Origin of the sequence: Pseudobutyrivibrio sp. UC1225 (assembly GCF_900115215.1) — a bacterium.
GTDB lineage: Bacteria > Bacillota > Clostridia > Lachnospirales > Lachnospiraceae > Pseudobutyrivibrio.
This window is the reverse complement of sequence record NZ_FOVQ01000001.1, coordinates 575821-596313: the sequence shown is the minus strand read 5'-3', so window position 1 is coordinate 596313 and position 20493 is coordinate 575821. Positions and strand designations below refer to the sequence as shown.

At 39.9% G+C, this 20493-nt stretch carries 12 protein-coding genes; 10 read left to right on the top strand and 2 right to left on the bottom strand.

The genetic code is table 11. The features are described 5' to 3' along the window. The first annotated feature begins 45 nt into the window (after positions 1-45). Genes BMZ41_RS02760 through BMZ41_RS02745 form a run of 4 tightly spaced genes read left to right on the top strand, consistent with a single transcriptional unit; the run spans position 46 to position 4637 of the window. On the top strand, positions 46-1062 hold the full coding sequence (locus tag BMZ41_RS02760; protein WP_090526771.1) for an ABC transporter ATP-binding protein: 1017 nt from the start codon (positions 46-48) through the stop codon (positions 1060-1062). Further along, positions 1062-1769, top strand: a complete 708-nt coding sequence (locus BMZ41_RS02755) for an ABC transporter permease (protein ID WP_090165766.1) — start codon at positions 1062-1064, stop codon at positions 1767-1769. Before BMZ41_RS02760 ends, BMZ41_RS02755 begins: the two co-directional genes overlap by 1 nt. Then, positions 1769-3241 (top strand): GldG family protein, encoded by a 1473-nt coding sequence (locus tag BMZ41_RS02750; protein WP_090165768.1) that lies wholly within the window; start codon positions 1769-1771, stop codon positions 3239-3241. The genes BMZ41_RS02755 and BMZ41_RS02750 overlap by 1 nt, the downstream gene beginning before the upstream one ends. 10 nt (positions 3242-3251) lie before the next feature. Further along, positions 3252-4637, top strand: a complete 1386-nt coding sequence (locus BMZ41_RS02745; protein WP_090526769.1) for a DUF4340 domain-containing protein — start codon at positions 3252-3254, stop codon at positions 4635-4637. 14 nt (positions 4638-4651) lie between these two features. Here BMZ41_RS02745 and BMZ41_RS02740 read toward each other — a convergent pair whose 3' ends face one another. Continuing rightward, positions 4652-6499 carry a flagellinolysin gene (locus tag BMZ41_RS02740; RefSeq protein WP_177184137.1) on the bottom strand — a complete coding sequence of 616 codons (1848 nt, stop codon included), beginning with the start codon at positions 6497-6499 and terminating at the stop codon, positions 4652-4654. Between the two features lie 200 nt (positions 6500-6699). On the opposite strand from BMZ41_RS02740, the gene gdhA reads away from it, so the two are divergent. The 4 genes from gdhA to asp2 all read left to right on the top strand — a co-directional run bounded on the left by gdhA (position 6700) and on the right by asp2 (position 15744). Next, positions 6700-8061: an NADP-specific glutamate dehydrogenase gene (gdhA, locus tag BMZ41_RS02730; protein ID WP_090526767.1), complete on the top strand. Its 1362-nt coding sequence runs from the start codon at positions 6700-6702 to the stop codon at positions 8059-8061. 228 nt (positions 8062-8289) lie between these two features. Then, complete coding sequence (locus BMZ41_RS15995) at positions 8290-13077, top strand: hypothetical protein (RefSeq protein ID WP_177184136.1); 4788 nt, start codon at positions 8290-8292, stop codon at positions 13075-13077. A 126-nt stretch (positions 13078-13203) separates the two neighbouring features. Beyond that, entirely contained in the window at positions 13204-14226 is a 1023-nt protein-coding gene (locus BMZ41_RS02720; RefSeq protein WP_090165776.1) for a hypothetical protein, read from the top strand. Between the two features lie 21 nt (positions 14227-14247). Further along, entirely contained in the window at positions 14248-15744 is a 1497-nt protein-coding gene (gene asp2 / locus BMZ41_RS02715) for an accessory Sec system protein Asp2 (RefSeq protein WP_090526766.1), read from the top strand. 2 nt (positions 15745-15746) lie between these two features. Here asp2 and BMZ41_RS02710 read toward each other — a convergent pair whose 3' ends face one another. Beyond that, positions 15747-16580, bottom strand: coding sequence for a transglutaminase domain-containing protein (locus tag BMZ41_RS02710; protein WP_090165780.1), 834 nt, complete (start codon positions 16578-16580; stop codon positions 15747-15749). Positions 16581-16777: 197 nt separating this feature from the next. On the opposite strand from BMZ41_RS02710, the gene BMZ41_RS02705 reads away from it, so the two are divergent. Together BMZ41_RS02705 and BMZ41_RS02700 are read left to right on the top strand one after the other, a co-directional pair. Beyond that, positions 16778-17479: an ABC transporter ATP-binding protein gene (locus BMZ41_RS02705; protein ID WP_090165782.1), complete on the top strand. Its 702-nt coding sequence runs from the start codon at positions 16778-16780 to the stop codon at positions 17477-17479. Between the two features lie 60 nt (positions 17480-17539). After that, positions 17540-20425: an ABC transporter permease gene (locus tag BMZ41_RS02700; protein WP_090526763.1), complete on the top strand. Its 2886-nt coding sequence runs from the start codon at positions 17540-17542 to the stop codon at positions 20423-20425. Positions 20426-20493 lie beyond the last annotated feature (68 nt).

The window sequence follows — 20493 nt, the reverse complement described above, 5'->3', positions numbered from 1 at the left end:
TTTTATAGTCTAGAAAGACAAAAAACACAAAGGAGAGTAATAGCTATGATAACCGTAGAGCATTTATCTAAAAGATATGGCGATGTTCTTGCAGTGGATGATTTGTCTTTTACCATTGAGGATGGTCATATTTATGGTTTTCTTGGCCCAAACGGAGCCGGAAAGTCTACAACTCTAAATATCATTACAGGCTGTCTTGCAGCTACAAGCGGTGAGATTAAAATCGATGGTCACGATATATATGAAGAGGAGAGGGAGGCTAAGAGACTAATTGGATATCTTCCAGAAATTCCACCTCTTTATATCGATCAGACACCTAGGGAATACTTAAAGTTTGTGGCAGAAGCAAAAGGTGTAAAAAAAGCCGACATAGAAGCTGAAATAGACAGGGTAATTGAGGAGACTCACATCACAGAGATGCAGAATCGACTGATTAAGCATCTGTCAAAGGGATACCGACAGAGGGTGGGAATATCTCAGGCTTTAATCGGAAATCCTTCTGTAATCATCTTAGATGAGCCTACTGTAGGCTTAGACCCTATGCAGATTATTGAAATACGAGATTTAATAGCTGAGCTTGGAAAGAAGCATACTGTTATTTTAAGCTCCCATATTCTTTCTGAGATTCAGGCTATTTGTGAGAAGGTTCTTATCATCTATAAAGGAAAGCTTGTTGCCTTTGATAATATCGAAAACCTTGGTAAGACCAGACTACAGGGAAATCAGATAGAGATTTTATCTGGTGGAGATCCACTAGAGACTATAGAATTACTTGAAAGAAATACAGCTATAACCTGTTTTGAGCAAAAGGAGCAGGTAGATGGATATAACAGCTTCAAGTTAACCACAAGCAGTAGTGATTCTTTTGAGATTTGCAAGGAGCTGTTTGTAGCCTTTGCAGGTAAGGGGATTCCTTTGGTTAAGCTTAATCCTATCAAGACCACATTGGAGGATATCTTTATCGAACTTACCTCAGCAGAAAATGAGGAAGAAGCATATGGAGGCCCAAAAGCAATCGAGCCTGCTGAAGAAAAAGTAATTCCAGAACAGGAGGCGAGATAATGTTAGCAGTATTGAAACATGAGTTATCACTTTATTATCATAGTTTGTCGGGCTATGTATTCGGAGCTTTTCTTTTAGCATTTACAGGTATAGGAGCATTGATTTATAACATCAATGCATCAGTGGCTAATTTTGAATATGTGCTTAGCTTTATTCAGATGGTGTTTATTATCATTGTTCCAATTCTTACCATGAGAATAATTGCAGATGAGAAGAGACAGAGAACAGATCAGCTACTTTATTCCTTGCCAATCAGAACAAGTGAAATTGTAGTTGGAAAGTTTTTGGCGTTACTTGTGGTATTTATTATTCCAATGCTTGTAATATGCCTTTATCCATTGATTTTCTCCATGTATGGAGAGGTTTATCTGCCAACCAGCTATGGTTCAATATTTGCTTTTGTATTTTTGGGACTGGCTCTTATAAGTATAGGAATGTACATTTCATCCCTTACTGAGTCTCAGGGAATGGCTGCAGGAATCTGTGTGGTAATAATGCTCCTTAATTATTTTTGTGTTCAGATTGCCAATGCTATTCCAAATGAAACAATTCAAAACATTATTGCAAAGATATCTTTATTTCAGAGATTTTCCTTGTTTTACAATGGAATTTTCGATTTGACAGCGATTGTTTATTACATAAGTATCATTGCCTTTTTCCTGTTCTTATGTGTGCAGTCACTTGAGAAGAGGAGGTACAACGGATAATGAAACTTCAGAAACCTAATATTGACATAAAAGCTTTTCAGGAGAGAACAAAGGAATCCTTAAATACAAAAAGGTTTAAGATTGGTAGTTACAGTAAGGCAATAACGATCCTTGTTCTTGGTATCGTAATTGCGATAAATGTGTTTGTATCATCTTTGCCTTCAAAGTTTACACAGTTTGATATATCAGCAGCCAGACTCTATTCCCTGACATCTTCAAGTAAGGCTGTTGTAAGTAATATAGAAGATGACGTGACTATCTACTGGATATGTCAGGCAGGTCAGGAATCTACAGTCATTGAAAAGCTGCTTAATGTATATGATTCCCTGTCAGATAACCTGAAGGTTGTGAAGAAGGACCCAGATACTTACCCAACCTTTGCAAAGGAATATACAGATGAAACTGTTACAAACAATTCCTTGATTGTAGTTTCTGGAGACAAGAGTCGTTATATAAGCTATGAGTCAATGTATCAGGTGGATAACAGCTCATACTATACAACAGGTTCTGCTTCTCAGTCTTTTGATGGAGAGAGCTTAATCACAACAGCTATAGATTATGTGGTATCAGAGGAGCTCCCACAGGCTTATGTTCTCACAGGTCATGGTGAAGCTGAAATGGGTACAACTATGAAATCTGCGCTTGAAAAATCAAATGTGGAGACAAAAGAATTCTCGCTTTTAAATGTGGACAGTGTGCCTGAGGATGCATCAATCATCCTGATAAATTCTCCTACAAGTGATTTGTCGGAGGAAGAGGTTACAATTTTAGAGTCATATATGGATAATGGAGGTCATATTGTTGTACTTTCCGGTCCAGAGCAGGATGCTGAATTGGCTAACTTCAAGAGCCTGCTTGAGTATGTAGGTGTTTCTGTGACAGATGGAATAGTAATAGATACCAATAGAGATAATTACGCTTTTGAATACCCTTATTTCCTTATGCCAACCATAGGCGCATCTGACATTACAAACTCACTGGTTGAGGGAAATAGTAAGGTTATTATGCCAATTTCTGCGGGACTTACAATCAATAATACAGCAGGAGCATATACAGTAACTTCTCTTCTTGACAGTTCATCAGAATCCTATGCTAAAACAGCAGGATATTCTCTTAGCACCTACGATAAAGAAGAGGGGGATGTAGATGGCCCATTTTCACTTGCTATATCAGCAGAGAACTCAAGTGAAGGCTCCTTAGTATGGATTGCTTCTGATTATCTTTTGGATGATCAGTATAACTCTTATTCTTCAGGTGCCAACACAGACTTCTTTATGAATGCTATTAGCTGGAAGATGACAGATAATGAATCACTCCAGATTAGAGCAAAGTCTTTAGATTATAACTATCTTACAATCAGCGCATCAGCTGCCAGAATGATTAAGATAATCATGATTGGACTGATTCCTCTTGGATATCTGCTTTATGGTATTGATGAAGTGGTTCGCAGAAGAAAAGTAAGCCTTGAGTAGGAGGGATATAATGAAGCGAAAAAAGACATTGCTGATATTAAGTCTTGTGCTGGTGGTGGCCGTGGTTGCCATCGTGGCAGAAAAGGCTATAGCTCAGCATGTAGATAAAATAAACACTATTGATGAAGAGGTATTTAATATCTCAGAAGAGGATGTAAATCAGGTGACCGTCACTAAGGATGGAAATACTGCCGTGGTAGAAAAGGTGGATGACACCTGGAAGAATACTTCGGACACAGATTTTCCTGTTGATCAGGCTTATGTAGCTGAAATATTTAAGGCCTTTGAGTCTGTACACGCCAGCTTTATCATAGATGACGTGGAGGATTACAGTCAGTATGGAATCTCTAATCCAGAGGGAAAGATTACATTTACAACAGCAGATGGTACCAAAGAGATTGCTTTTGGCTCATTTTCCACAATTGATGAAAAAAGATATATCTGCGTGGATGGCGGCAGCGTTTATCTAATTGATACTGATTTGCTTGAGAAGCTTTCAGGTGATATAGAAGATTATCTGGATAGAGATAAGGTGGCAGGTTATTCGCAGTTAACAGCTATGCGAGTCACAGGTGCCAGCAAGGCAAATGTGGTTTATGATCCTGATGGAAAATATACATATACAGACGCTTACAATTTTTACAATGTAAGTGATAATGAGCATCAGCCACTTTCAGAAAGTAAGGTTTTAGGATACTTAAGCACTTTGACTCATCTTGATTTAAGTAATTACGAGACCTATAAAGCTACTGAAGATGATATGGCAAAATATGGCTTGGATAATCCAACCCTGACAGTAGCACTTACTGGAGAGGTTCCTGCAGATGATGAAGATGAGGATGCTTCAGTAAAGTCTGTTAATCAGACCATGTATTTTAGTCATAAGGATGGTAAGGATAAGGCATATCTTTGCTTCGATGGTTCAACTATCGTATATACGATAACTGCTGATGAATATGAAGATGTTCTAAAAGCAAATTACGAAGATTTAAGACCTGATGAGATAGTTTCTATAGACTGGACTAAGGTGGCTCAGATATCTGCAAAGATAGATGGTGAGACCAGTATTATTGAGGTAGATCACAGCGGTGATGGAAATAAATACTCTATCGGTGACGACAAGATAGAATTCGTTGCAGCTACAAGTAAGATAGACGGACTTACTCTTTCAGAAGTAGGAGAAGATTATAAAAAGGGAACAGAGGAGCTGGCATTTGCTATTACCTTGGATGATGATGACGCAACACTGGTAAATGTAGTCATGTATCAATATGATGGTGATTCCTGTGTTGTAGCAGTGGATGGAAAAATTGTTGGACTTTGCGACAGATCTTCAATGTCTACTTTGAGAGAGGAGATTACCAGTGCAATATTAAATAAGGGCAAGGACCAGTAGCCCTTACCCTGTAATTAACTTAATAGAGTCATAACACCCTCAGCACTACTATTAGCCTGGGCAAGGATTGTTTCTCCTGCCTGGGCTAAAATTTTATCCTTAGATAGTTTTACCATCTCAGAGGCCATATCCGTATCTCTGATACGAGATTCAGCAGCGGTAGTATTTTCTACGACATTATCAAGATTTCTTATTGTATGTTCTATACGATTTTGGATTGCACCAAAATAACTTCTAACGCCACTTACTATTAGAATAGCTGTACCAAACTCATCGATGGCAGAGGTGGCGTCATCTTCAGTAAGTACATTTGTCTTGGAGATTGTAAGTGCATCACAACTCATATTATAAAGAGTGATTTCCTCCTTATTGGACATATCTGCATCAGTACCCAGGTGCAGATTAATATTTATATAGGTTGATGCAGCGGCTCTAAGCTGATAGTATTCGTCTGATACATTAACAATTTCCATCGGCTGGTCAGATTTTTTGGCTGAGGTGCCCAATATATTAGAGCCACCAGTATTTAGAGAAAATGAAGTAATGGAACCTGCGCCATCACCTGACAGATAGGTTAACTGTCGAACAAACTCAACGGAGCTCATTTTTCCGCCCTTTGAGGAAGTGGTGTTTCCACTGTTGATATCGTTCTTTAGAGTATCTACAGATATTCCAGTAACATTGTTCATGATACTATCGAAACTTGAGTCTGAATCATCTAAAAATGCCTGGAAGATTTTATCTGCACCATTAAGTAGATTTTCCTTGGAGACATCATCTCCGTCTGCAGCGAGATAGCAGGTATAGGCTGCGGCAAGATAACCGTGACCATATTCACGATTATCAACGGTATCGGTCTGTAAATATGCAGCGATTTCTCCATCCTGAGAGGAATCATTGGCGCTAGATAAAGATTTTGTAAGATAGGTTAAGGTGCTGTTCCATCCAGTGGTGTAACCGCCACCTGTTAATTGAGCAGCTCCCTCTACAAACCAATTTGGAAAGTCAGTATCAGAACCATCTCTTCTGTACATTCTTTCAGGATAAAGAATATCCATCACACCGTGCATAACTTCATGGGCAATTGTTGATTCCAAAGTTTGCACCTGACTTTTGGTAAGGTCAAGTGATGGAAAATCAGCCTCGTCAACATGCATGGATAATGATCCACTGGCAAAGTTTTGGGCTGGAATAGTAAAGGCTGCCTGCATATAAGCCAGCTTATTACTTGGTCCATCTATATATCTGATACTTAGCTCTGTATTGTAGGCAGACTTATTGACTGAAGCCAGATCACGAAGCTTGTTACCCATTGAAGGAATATTATCAAGTATCTGTGCTATAGCATTTGGGTAGTATTCTTGAGCTATTTTCCCTGCAAGAGTGTTTACAGCAGATTTCTGAGAGGCAGAACCATTTATTTTTCTAATTTTTGGAGTGGTTCCGTTCTTATCAAAAATCTGAATTTCATTGAATTTGGTTCTGCTTGTAATGGAATTAATTTCTTCTTTAAGCTTTTCGATTTCTGCATTTACGTTTTTTCTGTCACTTTCAGAGAGAGTTCCATTTGCCGCCTGAACAGCAAGCTCATTTGCTCGCTGGAGCATGTCATGAACCTCTGTAAGAGCACCGTCTGCAATCTGTGCAAGAGAAATACCATCTCCACCGTTAGAAGAAGATTGTGTAAGACCACGAATCTGGCGACGCATTTTTTCAGAAATAGAAAGACCAGCAGCATCATCAGCAGAGCGGTTAATCTTAAAACCGCTTGAAAGCTTTTCACTTTCAGTTGAAAGTGAAGAATCTGTAAGATTGTACATTCTGCTGGCGTTACTTGCGCCTAGATTGTGTTGGATGACCATATTTTCTCCTCGTGAAAAAATATAATACGTAACTATTTATTATTTCGGTAACAAAATGTATATTATTAGAGGAAAAAATTGTATTTCATATTTAAAAATTTATTGCTTTAAAGTGCTAAAAGATGTACAATCTTTTCTAGATTGTGCCGGAAGAGGTCTCTGGCGCACCTGAACTTATTTTTGGAAGGAGAGAATAACAAATGAATTTTAAGAGTAGTTATTTACAGGGCGTTTACGACGGACTTGAGTCAAGAAACGCAGAGCAGAAGGAATTCTTACAGGCAGTAGGAGAGGTTCTTGAGTCTTTAGAGCCAGTTGTTGCTGCTAATCCAAAGCTTGAGGAGCTTGGTGTTATCGAGCGTATCGTTGAGCCAGAGCGTATTATTCAGTTTAGAGTATCTTGGGTTGACGACAAGGGCAAGGTTCAGGTAAACCGTGGATACAGAGTACAGTTCAATTCAGCAATTGGACCTTACAAGGGAGGCCTTAGACTTCACCCTTCAGTAAATCTTTCAGTTATCAAGTTCTTAGGTTTCGAGCAGATCTTCAAGAACTCACTTACAACACTTCCTATCGGTGGTGGTAAGGGTGGTTCTGATTTCGATCCTAAGGGTAAGTCAGATATGGAAATCATGAGATTCTGTCAGGCATTCATGACAGAGCTTGCAAAGCACATCGGTGCTGATACAGACGTTCCAGCTGGTGATATCGGTGTAGGTGGACGTGAGATTGGTTATATGTATGGCCAGTACAAGAGACTTCGTAACGAGTTCACAGGTGTTCTTACAGGTAAGGGACTTTCTTACGGCGGATCACTTGCTCGTACAGAGGCTACAGGATACGGCGTATGCTACTTCACACAGGAGATGCTTAAGTCTGCAAAGAACACATCATTCGAGGGCAAGACAGTAGCTGTTTCAGGTGCTGGTAATGTAGCTATCTATGCTATCCAGAAGGCATATCAGCTTGGCGCTAAGCCAGTTACATGTTCTGATTCTACAGGTTGGATTTATGATCCAGAGGGAATCGATGTTGATCTTCTTAAGGAAGTTAAGGAAGTTAAGAGAGCTCGTCTTTCTGAGTATGCTGCAGCTAGACCATCAGCTGAGTATCACGAGAAGAAGAATGGCGAGCATGGTGTATGGCAGTACAAGGTAGACATCGCTCTTCCATGTGCTACACAGAACGAGCTTGATGAGAATGATGCTAAGATGCTTATTGATAACGGCGTTCTTGCTGTATCAGAGGGTGCTAACATGCCTTCAACTCCAGAGGCTGTTGCTGCATTCCAGAAGGCTGGCGTTCTCTTTGGACCAGCTAAGGCTGCAAACGCAGGTGGTGTTGCTACATCAGCTCTTGAGATGTCACAGAACTCTGAGAGACTTCACTGGTCATTCGAGGAAGTTGATTCTAAGCTTAAGGGCATCATGGAAGGTATCTTCCACGCATGTGATGATGCTGCTAAGAAGTATGGTATGGAAGGCAATTATGTTGCAGGCGCTAACATCGCAGGCTTCGAGAAGGTTGCAGATGCTATGATCGCTCAGGGCATCGCATATTAATCACATAATCTTGATATTATATCTCCAGAACAGGTATTGTTCTGGAGATTTTTTTTGTCTCAAAAACGGTGAATAGTAGCTTGAAAAATAAACTTTTGGCAAGAAATTCTAAAATTTGGCAATAAAATGTTACATTTGCTCTTTAAATTTGAAAATTCTGTGTTACAATAACATGGCGGATTTAGGGTTATAAATAAGTTATGTTTTAGATTTTTTGAGGTATTTATAATGTCGAGAAAGAAAGTAGAAAGTTTATTAAAGGGAGTTGCGATAACGGGTGCTACAGTTGGTGGAGCATCTGTACTTGGTGATGCAAATTTAGCATACGCTGCAGAGCTTGGCGAAGAACAGGCAGCTGCAAGTGCGCAGGGCGTGATTACTATAGAAGTTACTCAGCAACAACAGCAGCAGGTTATTGAGTCCACAGTACAGAGTGTACAGGAGGAGAGAGCTCAGGAATCTGTTGAGGAGCAGGCTAAGGAAGAAACTGAAAAGCAGACAGAGGAAATCGATTCCACTATCACAGCAGAGAGTCAGTCGGCAAGTGACTCAGCTGCTACAGAGACATCTGAATTGGCATCACAGTCAGAGGTTGCAAGAACCTCATTATCAGAAGAGGAATCTACTATTTCATCTACTTCTACCTCGGCATTAGAATCCCTCACTTCAGAGAATGAGAGCTTAGCAAGTACATCAGTATCAGATTCAGAGAGACTGGCTTCAGAGAGCGCAAGTCTTTCTACAGCTATGTCTGAGGCTGAGGAAGTATTTGAGTCAGCATCTACATCATTCTCAGAGGCAGGTCTTCAGGACGATTATCTTGAGAATCTTATAAAGCAGATTGAGGAGGCGCAGGCGGAGCTGAAGGCAGCACAGGCTGATGCCATTGCTCACGGAGAGCGACTTAATCATACACCAGCGTCTAATAACTATTACGGTTATGGTGATAAGCTGGCAAATCTTCTTATTCAGTATTCCTTCTATCAGGAGGGTTATGTTGGAGAAATCCTTTACAGTGACTGGGATAGCAGCAATTACAATACCAACAGTGTAAAGGTTACTTATATTGATGCAGCTGGTGAGACAAAGTACGCATATTTTGATTATGTAACAGTTGATCAGAATGGTGATGCTTTGGTTCCTGGACTTACAACTGGATGGGGTCAGAATGATAATGCAAATATCGTTTCTGGAATCATGGTTGTTAAGAAGACAACTCAGTATACAGATGGTGCAGGAAATGTTCTTACATGGAAGTATGAGACAAATTATGCTGCTGATGGAACAGCTCAGACAGTATGCAGATATTATGTAAATGGATACCAGCTTCAGGATGTTGTTAAGGTTGATTTAAATGATGACAATACATTTACTCTTTCATGGCCTACAGAGGAGACAAAGGGCACACTTGTAAATGTTGGATGTGATCATGATTATTACACATGCAATGGTACTGTTTACAAGAATTTAGCTTATTTCTCTACAAAGGATAATGACTGGAACAATACCTTTGACGGTATTTTTAGAAATAATAGAAATGATAATCTTGGTACAGTGGTCAATCACTGGAATGGAACAGGTACTTACAGTGAGTTGACTGACACAGAGGGAAATATTGTCAGCCTTGTAACAAAAGAAAAAGCGGTGTGCAAGCAGAATAAATGGGGCTGGGAAATGGAAAGATATACTGCCATTTCCATTGGTGGAAAGACTTATTATTATGAGTCATCCAACATATCAAAAAATCCTGATGGAACTTACCATCTGGTTGCATATTTAGATGGAGTTGGAGAGACCTATGAGGCACAGCATATTACATTAAAGGCAGCCACATATTCATCTACTACTACTGTAAACTATAAGCTCAGCTTCGTAGCCAAGGAGCATGAGGGTTCAGATATTTACTTTAATTACAACGGTGAGGCCAGAGATGGAAACTTCGATGTAAAGGGTTACACATACTTTGGAGAGGATGCATTTAATAAGGGTAAGGATGATTACCATGAAGCAAGAAGTGAAGTGACTTCTTTATCTGAGTCAGTTAGTGCAATAGCATCAGAGTCAGCAGCATGGTCAGAGTCAGTTAGTGCAAGCGAGGCAGTATCACAGAGTGAGGCAGCCCAGAGAAGTGAGTCTATTTCTGAGAGCTCAAGAATGTCTGAGAGTGCATCTCAGTCTAGAAGCATGTCCCTTTCAGATAGTGCAGCAGCATCAGAATCTGCATCTTCATCAAGATCAGAGTCTACAAGCTTCTCAGCAAGTGCATCTGCAAGCGCAAGCGCATCAATGAGCCAGAGTGCATCTGAGTCAGCTAGCTGTGCAGCTTCATTATCAGAGAGTGTGTCAGCAAGTGAGAGTGCTTCAGCAAGTACATCAGCATCTGTAAGTGCAAGTGCTTCAATGAGCATGAGTGCTTCAGTAAGCACATCAATGAGTAACAGTATGTCAGAATCTGCAAGTACTTCAGCTTCAGAGTCTGCTTCAAATAGTGTAAGTGCATCAGAATCAGAGAGTACATCAACAAGTGCAAGCACATCAGTAAGTGAGAGTGCATCTACAAGCTCAAGTGAATCAGCAAGCGCAAGTACTTCAATGAGTGATAGTGTAAGTCAGAGCACATCAGCATCAGAGAGCGCTTCAACAAGTGCAAGTGAGTCTGCATCAGCAAGCACTTCAATGAGTGATAGCGCAAGTCAGAGTACTTCAGAGTCAGCAAGTACATCAGTATCTGAGAGTGCCTCAACAAGTGCAAGTGAATCAGCAAGCATAAGCACTTCAATGAGTGATAGTGCAAGTCAGAGTACTTCAGAATCTGTAAGTACATCAGCTAGTGAGAGTGCATCAACAAGTGCAAGTACATCAGTAAGTGAGAGTGCTTCAACAAGTGCAAGTGAGTCTGCATCAGCAAGCACTTCAATGAGCGATAGTGCAAGCCAGAGTGCTTCAGAGTCTGCAAGTGCTTCAGCTTCAGAATCTGCTTCAATTAGTACAAGTGCATCAGAGTCAGCAAGTACATCGGCATCAGAGAGTACATCAGCAAGTACAAGTGAATCTGCATCAACAAGCACATCAGAGTCAGCTAGCACATCAGCATCTGAGAGTGCATCAACAAGCATGAGTGATTCAGCTAGTGCAAGTACTTCAATGAGTAATAGTGAAAGCCAGAGTACATCAGAGTCAGCAAGCACATCGGCATCAGAGAGTACATCAGCAAGTACAAGTGAATCTGCATCAACAAGCACATCAGCATCTGAGAGTGCATCAACAAGCATGAGTGATTCAGCTAGTGCAAGTACTTCAATGAGTAATAGTGAAAGCCAGAGTACATCAGAGTCAGTTAGTGCATCTACATCAGTAAGTATGTCAGAGAGCATGAGCACATCAGTGTCTGAGAGTACATCAGCTAGTGTAAGTGAATCTGCATCTACTAGTGCATTAGAGAGCACTTCAGCAAGTATGAGTGAATCAGCAAGTGCAAGTACTTCAATGAGTGATAGTGCAAGCCAGAGCATGTCAGAGTCTGAATCAACAAGTACAAGTGAGTCTGCTTCAACAAGTGCATCAGCATCTGAGAGTGCTTCAGCAAGCACAAGTGAGTCAGCATCTACTAGTGTATCAGAGTCAGCTAGTACATCAATGAGTAACAGTGCTTCTGAATCAGCTAGTACAAGTGCAAGTACTTCAGCTAGTGAGTCATCATCAACAAGCATGAGCAACTCAGCAAGTACAAGCGCTTCAACGAGTGATAGTGCAAGTCAGAGTGCTTCTGAATCAGCTAGTACATCAGCATCTGAGAGTACATCTGCAAGCTTAAGTCAGTCTGCGTCAGCAAGCGCTAGCACATCAGTATCTGAAAGTACTTCAATGAGCATGAGTGCATCAGCAAGTACAAGTGCCTCAATGAGCCAAAGCATGTCAGAGTCAACAAGTACTTCAGCATCAGAGTCTGCATCAACAAGTGCAAGCCTCTCAGAATCAGTAAGCGCATCAGAGTCAGCAAGTATTTCTGAGCGTATTAGTGAATTAGAGAGTGTATCTCTTTCATATAGCATGAGTCAGTCGGCATCAGTAAGCATGTCAGAGAGCGCTTCAGCAAGTGCCTCAGAGTCTGCTTCAGTTAGTGAGAGTGTTTCTGCATCAGAGTCACTTTCACAGAGCATCAGTACACTGGAAAGTCTTTCAACATCTGTAAGTCTCAGTGAGTCAGTTTCAGCGAGCGAGAGCATGAGTGTAAGTGTTTCAGAAAGCATCTCAACAAGTGAGAGCATCTCTGTTTCAGAGTCTGTTTCAACAAGTGAGAGCATTTCGATTTCTGAATCTGCTTCTGTAAGACTTAGCGAGTTAGAGAGCTTATCAGCATCTTCAAGATTAAGTGAGCTTGAAAGTATGTCTGAGAGTGCAGCAGTATCTGAAAGTACATCAGTAAGCCTTAGTGCTTCAGCATCAGAGTCTGCATCAGTGAGTGAGTCAGAGTCAGCAAGCACATCAGCGTCAGAGTCTGCCTTAACAAGCACAAGTGAGTCAGCAAGCACATCAGCATCAGAGTCTGCATCAACAAGTGCAAGTGCTTCAGCAAGCACATCTGCTTCAGAATCTGCAGCTGCATCTACTACACCTGCACCACAGGGAAGTAACAATGGAAATGGTTCAGGAAATGGATCAGGTTCTAGTTCATCAGCTAGTGAGTCTAGCCATGTTGCACCTGTAGAGACTAAGGTGGAAGACAACTTTAAAGAGGTTGGCGAGCCAAAGATTACCATTAGCACAACCAAGTTCAACGAGGTTGAAGTTTCAATTGAGGATCAGGAAGTAAGCCTTGCAGTGGTTCTTGATGATGAGGCTACAAAGGTAGATGATGTGGTTGAAATCCTTGAAGAGGAAACTCCACTTGGTGTGTCTAAGGCAGGCGTAAGTGGAAGAGTATGGTGGTACTGGATTCTTATTCTTATAAGTGCTATCTCAGGTAAGATTGCAAAGGATAAGAGAAAGAACAAAATGAATGACCTTTCTGAATAAGGTATATATACATACAGAAAAAATTCACAGAAGTTGGTAGAATGTAAATTTAAATCATTCTATAATAAGAGGGTAGTGGGGATGACCTTACTACTCTCTTTGTTTTTTAATCGAGAGGAGATATTTATGAACGGTAAAGTAAAATCTGCCTTGGAGGCTCTGGCAATTCTTTCAATCACTTTGATTATAGCCATGTCCAGCCCTTTTAATCCTTGGATAGAGGGTTCATTTACTACAATCCAAACTGAAATATTAGATATTGCGTATTCGGTTCGTCAGGGCTTCTTGGCATATGTTGAGCTTGATGGACACTATGGACCAGTATTATATGAGTTTTATGGTCTTGGATATCTGCCTACAGACACACATATTGTTCATTTTATAATGGAAACGGTGATTGTGTTCTTTACAGTATTGTTTAATTTCAAGACTGCAAAGCTTTATACCTCTGAGATATTTGCATTAATTAGTACCTTCTTGCTTACAGTTTTTGAGATGGGAGCACTTACTCATGCAGGAGCAGAGGAGTTTATGTTTTTCCTTTTCTCATTGACGGTTTATCATGTTGCAAGACAGCTAAAATATGGTTTCCTTTCATATCACACTTATCTTCTTGCAATTGACTTTGGTTTGGTATTCTTTCTGCAGCCAGTTTATTCCCTTATTTGGGTGATTCTTTTGGTATTTTTTGCAGTGAAATTCTGGAATGAGAAGCTTCCATCAGATGAATATAAAGCATTTGTTGTATCTGTAATTGAGGGTCTTATTACAGTAATGATTCCAATGGGCTTGTACCTTTGGTATTTCAAGAATGCAGCAGCCTTCTGGCAGAATGTGGTGGTTTACAATTTCAGTCACATGGGAACCTTTGAAGAGGGAATCAGGACAGTTTGTGGAACACCATGGATAATACTTTTGTCAGTACTTATCGTTGTAATAATCATTAAGAGTATCAAGAAAGAAAACATATCTGATTTATGTTGTTGGCTTGGATTAATGTTTGTATCCTACATCGTAATTGCGTTACAGGGTGATAATCCATCAACAATAGTGCAGTTGTCAAAAGCTTTATATATTGTACCTCTCGCAAGTGCTTTTTCGTTATTTGATAATTACTTGGGATTGAGTGTGGAAAAGCGTAAATTTTAATTATATAAATGGAAAAAAGCCATGGATAGAATTAGAATACTGCAAATTGGACAGGAAAGCTGGGAAAAGAGATTCCAGCTTCCAGACAGGGTAAAGATAATATATGCTAACGAGAATATAGAGCTCAAAAAAGAGATTTATGAGCTTGTAGTTTTGGAGCGTAATATTACCCAGGAAGAGTTCGAGGCAGTAAACAAGATGTCCATGGCTTATTGTTTTTTTATAGTGGATTCCTTTGTGCCAGATTCTATTACCCAAAGACTATTTGCCCAGAAAATAGGAAAGGTAATTCCAAAGGACACGATTCAAAGTTTTCTTGATAATGAGATAAAAAAATATTTTCCAAAGCCATATGGCGAAAAGTTTAGACCAGAAGCTGTGGGAATAGCTCAGGGATTTAAGGGTAGCATAAAATGGTATGGTCAGTATAGTGTCACTCTTAATGGAAGTTATGGTCAGGAGTTCAATCAGATTGCATTTTGGAGAGGAAATATTCCTATCGAAGCAGGCCAGGCCATAGAATTTTGGCTAGAATATAAAAAGGAGCCAGAGGTAGAGCTAATGCTTGTAATAAAGCAGTTTGTATCTGGTAGTCTGGCAGACATTTGCGATAGCTGGGAATTCAGCGAAGAAGATATGGAAAATCCTGTCCTTATAGAGGGACGTAATGGCCCTGGTACTATATTCTGCGAGTTAAAGGCAAAGGGCAGCGGAAGACTGGATATTATTGGATTACACGACCGTATTTCCAGATGGGACCAGGGATGCTTTATGGTCGGTGGAGAAAGATATGTTACCTCTGACAGAGAAGAGATATTCGCATATTTTGATCCAGGTGATATGAAACCACCTATGGCTGTTTATTTCTCAGGATATAAGACTATGGAGGGGTTTGAAGGGTATTACATGATGAAAAAAATGGGATGCCCATTCCTTCTTATTGCCGAGCAGCGCTTTCAGGGCGGTGGATTTTACATGGGAAATAAAGAGTATGAGCAGTTAATGATTTCTGTAATACAGGGATATCTTGATAGACTGGGATTTTATTCAAATCAGCTTATATTATCAGGTATTTCCATGGGCACCATTGGCTCTATGTATTACGGATGTGATTTGAGACCGCATGCGCTGATTTTAGGCAAGCCACTGGCTAGCCTGGGGAATATTGCTGAGAACGAAAGATTAAAGAGACCGGGGGGATTTCCTACGTCTCTTGATTTGTTGCGCTTTCACGGTGGTGGAATGGAAAAGGATGCCATCGATATATTAAATGATAGATTTTGGAACAAGATTAGAAATAGCGACTTTGGACATACAAAATTTATAGTTTCTTACATGTACGAGGATGATTATGATGATACAGCCTATGACAGACTGTTATCAGAATTGAATTCTTCTGGAGTTCAGGTGTACGGTAAGGGATTACATGGACGTCATAACGATAATTCCGCAGGAATCGGCGCCTGGTTTAAGAGCCAGTACGAGCGAGTCCTGCGGGAAGATTTTGAACGTATTTGATTTTATAAGGCGTTACATACCGGAAGTTTTGCAGATAGAGCAGAGCGCACATGGTTATGAGCTATGGCTGTATCGCTAACATTGAAATACTGATATGAATAGGTATTTAAGGTTTCGTTTATAGTGTCATCACCGGTAACATCTACGTTGTAGTAATTTCCACCTATCTTGACTATATTCCAGGCGTGTTCTTCGCCGTTAGCAATTCCCGTAACATAATAGCAGGTTATGCCAAGTTTCTGGCAGGAAATCTGAAACGCCCTCGAATATCCTGCACATACACTACAACCTTCCACCAATGCAGAGTACGCACTTTGGTGGCTCTTATTTGTGTTTGCGTAGGTAGATAAATCACAAATCATATCATGAACAATTCGTTCTCTTTCCAAATCAGTAGGATATGCTGCAGCCTGAGTAACAATATTGTCTATAGCGTTGTTGAAGGCTATGGTAGCAGCGGCCAGACTAGACTTAGGAATACAATAATTGAGCTTCATCTGGATAACCATATTGTGGGAGTTATATCCATATTTGTAAGAAGTACTAACCCAAAAAAGCTCAGGATGATCGTTATATACAGCATTCATAGTGATGTATAAATCCTCATGAGTAAGAGGCACATTCAGGCGGAATACAGCTTCATTAAAGGTAAGTATATTCTCGTATACCTGATTGTAAACTCGCTGTTGAGAAGGATTAAGAACGCTGTTATATATGTATAAATCATTATTAGCATAAGCTTCGAAATCACAGTTCAAAAAGAACATTACAAGAAGGCAAATAACGCATATGCCTGTTAATCCTTTACCATAATTGTTTCTTACTGCTTTTCCCATACATAAATCCTCAATAGTTAAATTTCTGGGTACAATTTGTGGCTGGTAATTTTATTATAATGGATGATATCAGATAATATATGAAGGAATTGTTAACTACACAGAAAATTCATACTTGTTTAACCTAAAAATTACGATTGATTTTGGGACCCATGTTATCATTAGGCTACATCCATTTGCGCTATTTGGAGGTGCCTATGAGCTTTGTAGAATTTAAAAATGTTGGAAAAATTTATAAGACTGGAGAGGTCAGAGTTGAGGCTCTTCATGATGTGAATTTTGAGATTGAAGAGGGCGAATTTTGTATTATTGTTGGGGCTTCTGGAGCCGGCAAGACTACTATTTTGAATATACTTGGAGGAATGGATACCCTCACCAGTGGAGGTGTATATCTGGCTGATAGAGATGTATCAGGTTATTCTCCAAGAGAACTTACTAGCTATCGTAGATTTGATGTAGGATTTGTATTCCAGTTCTATAATTTGGTGGGAAATCTTACAGCAAAGGAGAATGTAGAGCTGGCTGCTCAGATATGTAAGGATCCAATTCCAGCAGAGGAAATATTGGAAGAGGTAGGGCTTAAGGAGCGAATGAACAATTTCCCAGCCCAACTTTCTGGTGGAGAGCAGCAGCGTGTAGCTATAGCCAGAGCCTTGGCAAAGAATCCAAAGCTTTTACTGTGTGATGAGCCTACAGGCGCTCTTGATGATGAGACAGGACGAGCGGTTCTAAAGCTTTTACAGGAGACCTGCAAGAAGGGGAAAAAGACGGTTGTAGTTATTACTCATAATCACGCACTCACTGCAATGGCAGACAGGGTCATAACCGTGAAGTCTGGAACTGTTGTGGATATGCATATGAATGATAATCCAGTAGATGTGGATGAGATTAACTGGTAGCAAAGGTTTCCCTTTGATGAGAAACTGTCAGCAGAGCTGACTGATGAGGTGTAATAATATATGTTAGCCAAATCAACGTTAAGAGAAATAAAAGATTCCCTGGGGCGCTATATAGCCCTGCTTATAATCATCGCCATAGGCGTGGGCTTTTTTGCAGGATTAAAAGTAACTGACCCTGCCCTAAGAGTATCTATGCAAAAATATTTTGAAGATACTCAGTTCTATGATTTTAGGCTTATTTCATCCCTGGGCTTTGGCGAAGAGGAAATCGACTATTTAAAGGAAAAAATTGAGGCTGGCTCCGTGGAAGAATCTATTTCCTTTGATGTGATGATGGAGTATGAAGACAGTGACTATGCCATTAAAGTAATCAGTCTGCCAAAGGAAATAAATAAGGTGGTGCTGATAGATGGAAGATGGCCTCAGTATGAAAATGAATGTCTTGTTGATGCAGCTATATTAGACAGTGATGCCATAGGCTCTACAATTTACGTGGCAGATGGAAATGAGAAAGAGGACAGGGACAGATTTAATTACAGCAGCTTTAAAATTGTTGGCGTAGCAAAATCGCCGTTATACATCCAATACGAACGTGGTACTACATCTATTGGGGCAGGTGTTTTAGATGGTTTTATCTATGTTGAAGGTAAAGCCTTTAAAGATGATTTTTATACGGATTGTTATGTGAAGCTTGATTCCAATCCAGAGCTATATACCGAAGAGTATGACAGTCTTATAGAGGCTAATGAAGATAAGATACAGAAAGCACTTGATGCGGCTTCGCAAAAAAGATATGAGAGTATAGTTAAAGAGGCTCAGGAAAAGCTGGATGATGCTAAAAAGGAATTAGAAGATAAGAAAGCATCCACTGGAGAAGAGCTTGCAGATGCAAAGATGGAGCTGGATTCAGCAAAGAAGAAGCTGGATTCTGGCAAGAAGCAAATAGAGGAATATGAGAGCCTTGAGATACAGTTGAAGGATGGTCTTGACCAGATGTTAGATGGTATTAATCAGATGGATATGGCAAGACAGATGAATCCAGCCATGGTTGATGAGAACAAATACAATGCTCTTGTAGCCGAGTATCAGGAAAAGTCCGCTCAGCTTTATACCTTGCAATCAAGTCTCAGTAAGGCAAAAAAGGATTATGATTCTGGGGTGAAGGAATACAAAGATGGCTTGGCTGAGTATGAGGATGGTGTAGAGGAATTTAATGAAAAGATTGCTGATGCTGAAGCTGAGATAGCTGATGCACAAAAAGAGATAGACGACATAGAAGAAGCTGATACTTACCTTTTGAAGCGCGACAGTAACGCAGGTTATGTGTGCTTTGAAAGCGATTCTACGATAGTAGGTGCTATAGGCAACGTATTTCCTATATTCTTCTTTTTAGTAGCAGCTTTAGTTTGTATGACTACCATGAACCGCATGGTAGAAGATCAGCGTACACAGATAGGAGTGCTTAAGGCTTTAGGCTATAGCAATGGAGCAATAATGGGTAAATTTGCATTTTATTCAGGCTCCGCAGCCTTTCTTGGCACAAGCATAGGCTTCGCTTTAGGAACCTTTGGTTTTCCACAGGCCATATGGTATGCATATCAGATGATGTATAACACTAGAGAGGTGGATTACTATTTTGATGGCAGGATGCTTATCATCAGTTTTGCTGCAGCATTTATCTGTTCAGTTGGAGTCACACTTGTATCTTGCAGAGTCGAGATGACAGAGATGGCAGCCTCTCTAATGAGACCAAAGGCGCCAAAGGCTGGTAAGCGAATCTTCCTGGAATATATTCCTTTCTTCTGGAACAGATTAAAATTCCTAAAGAAGGTCAGCCTTCGTAATATATTTAGATACAAAGGTCGACTGATTATGATGGTAATGGGTATAGCAGGATGTACAGCACTTCTTGTGGCAGGTTTTGGTGTATATGATTCCATTGCTGATATAGCTGTGAATCAGTACACAAATATTTCCCTTTACGATATGGATATAACCTTAAAAAAGGGAGCCAAAGAATCAGTTCCAGTTTTAGAGAAGAAGGGATATGACAAGGAGGACTATATTCTTTTCTATCATACCTCTGTAGATATGAAATTTGGTAAACACACCAAGAATATCTATATGAATGTTTATGATGATGGAGCTGATATAGATACGTTCTATGATATGCATGATATTAAGGGCAATCATATTGATATGAGTTCTCTGTCAGAAGACGAGATAGTAATTAACATGGGACTGTGTGACAGATATGGAATGAAGCTTGGTGATACTATTACAATATCTTCTGATGATATGAAACCGACAGAGTTTAAGGTGGGAGCTATTAATCAAAACTTTATTTACAACTACATGTATATGAATGCCAGCACCTATGAGAAATACATAGGAGATATTCCGGAGAGAAAGAACCTTTATGTTGTGGTTGATGAAGGTGTGGATTCTCATGAAGCTGGAGCAGAGCTTATGGGGGATACAGCCATAAGTATGGTTGTTCCAACAAAGGATATGTTAGACAGAGTCGAGAACATGATGAGCAGTTTAAACATAATCATCTATCTTGTAATAGGAAGTGCTATGGCTCTTGCAGCAGTGGTTGTGTATAATCTTACAAACATAAATATTTCTGAGAGAGTAAGAGAAATAGCGACGGTTAAGGTTTTGGGCTTCTATAAAGAGGAAACCAGAGCATATGTATTTAGAGAAAATATTCTTCTTGCTATAATGGGTGCAGCAGTTGGACTTGTGGTTGGAAAGTTTTTCCATGCTTTCATAATGAGTGAGATAATAGTGGATTTGATTACATTTGATGTTAGGGTCACAGCTTTTAGCTACCTACTGTCATTTGTATTGACGATTGTGTTTACGTTGCTTATCAATATACTTATGGGTAGAAAGTTAGACGAGATTAGTATGACGGAATCTTTGAAAGCAGTGGAATAAACACTAGACTTTACTTCTTTACTGTGCTACAGTAAACTGAAAAGAAATTTATAGATAAGCGAGGGAAG

Coding starts and splice junctions, on each gene's coding strand:
- BMZ41_RS02760 (WP_090526771.1), top strand. CDS start 46: ATGATAACCGTAGAGCATTTATCTAAAAGATATGGCGATGTTCTTGCA.
- BMZ41_RS02755 (WP_090165766.1), top strand. CDS start 1,062: ATGTTAGCAGTATTGAAACATGAGTTATCACTTTATTATCATAGTTTG.
- BMZ41_RS02750 (WP_090165768.1), top strand. CDS start 1,769: ATGAAACTTCAGAAACCTAATATTGACATAAAAGCTTTTCAGGAGAGA.
- BMZ41_RS02745 (WP_090526769.1), top strand. CDS start 3,252: ATGAAGCGAAAAAAGACATTGCTGATATTAAGTCTTGTGCTGGTGGTG.
- BMZ41_RS02740 (WP_177184137.1), bottom strand. CDS start 6,499: ATGGTCATCCAACACAATCTAGGCGCAAGTAACGCCAGCAGAATGTAC.
- gdhA (WP_090526767.1), top strand. CDS start 6,700: ATGAATTTTAAGAGTAGTTATTTACAGGGCGTTTACGACGGACTTGAG.
- BMZ41_RS15995 (WP_177184136.1), top strand. CDS start 8,290: ATGTCGAGAAAGAAAGTAGAAAGTTTATTAAAGGGAGTTGCGATAACG.
- BMZ41_RS02720 (WP_090165776.1), top strand. CDS start 13,204: ATGAACGGTAAAGTAAAATCTGCCTTGGAGGCTCTGGCAATTCTTTCA.
- asp2 (WP_090526766.1), top strand. CDS start 14,248: ATGGATAGAATTAGAATACTGCAAATTGGACAGGAAAGCTGGGAAAAG.
- BMZ41_RS02710 (WP_090165780.1), bottom strand. CDS start 16,580: ATGGGAAAAGCAGTAAGAAACAATTATGGTAAAGGATTAACAGGCATA.
- BMZ41_RS02705 (WP_090165782.1), top strand. CDS start 16,778: ATGAGCTTTGTAGAATTTAAAAATGTTGGAAAAATTTATAAGACTGGA.
- BMZ41_RS02700 (WP_090526763.1), top strand. CDS start 17,540: ATGTTAGCCAAATCAACGTTAAGAGAAATAAAAGATTCCCTGGGGCGC.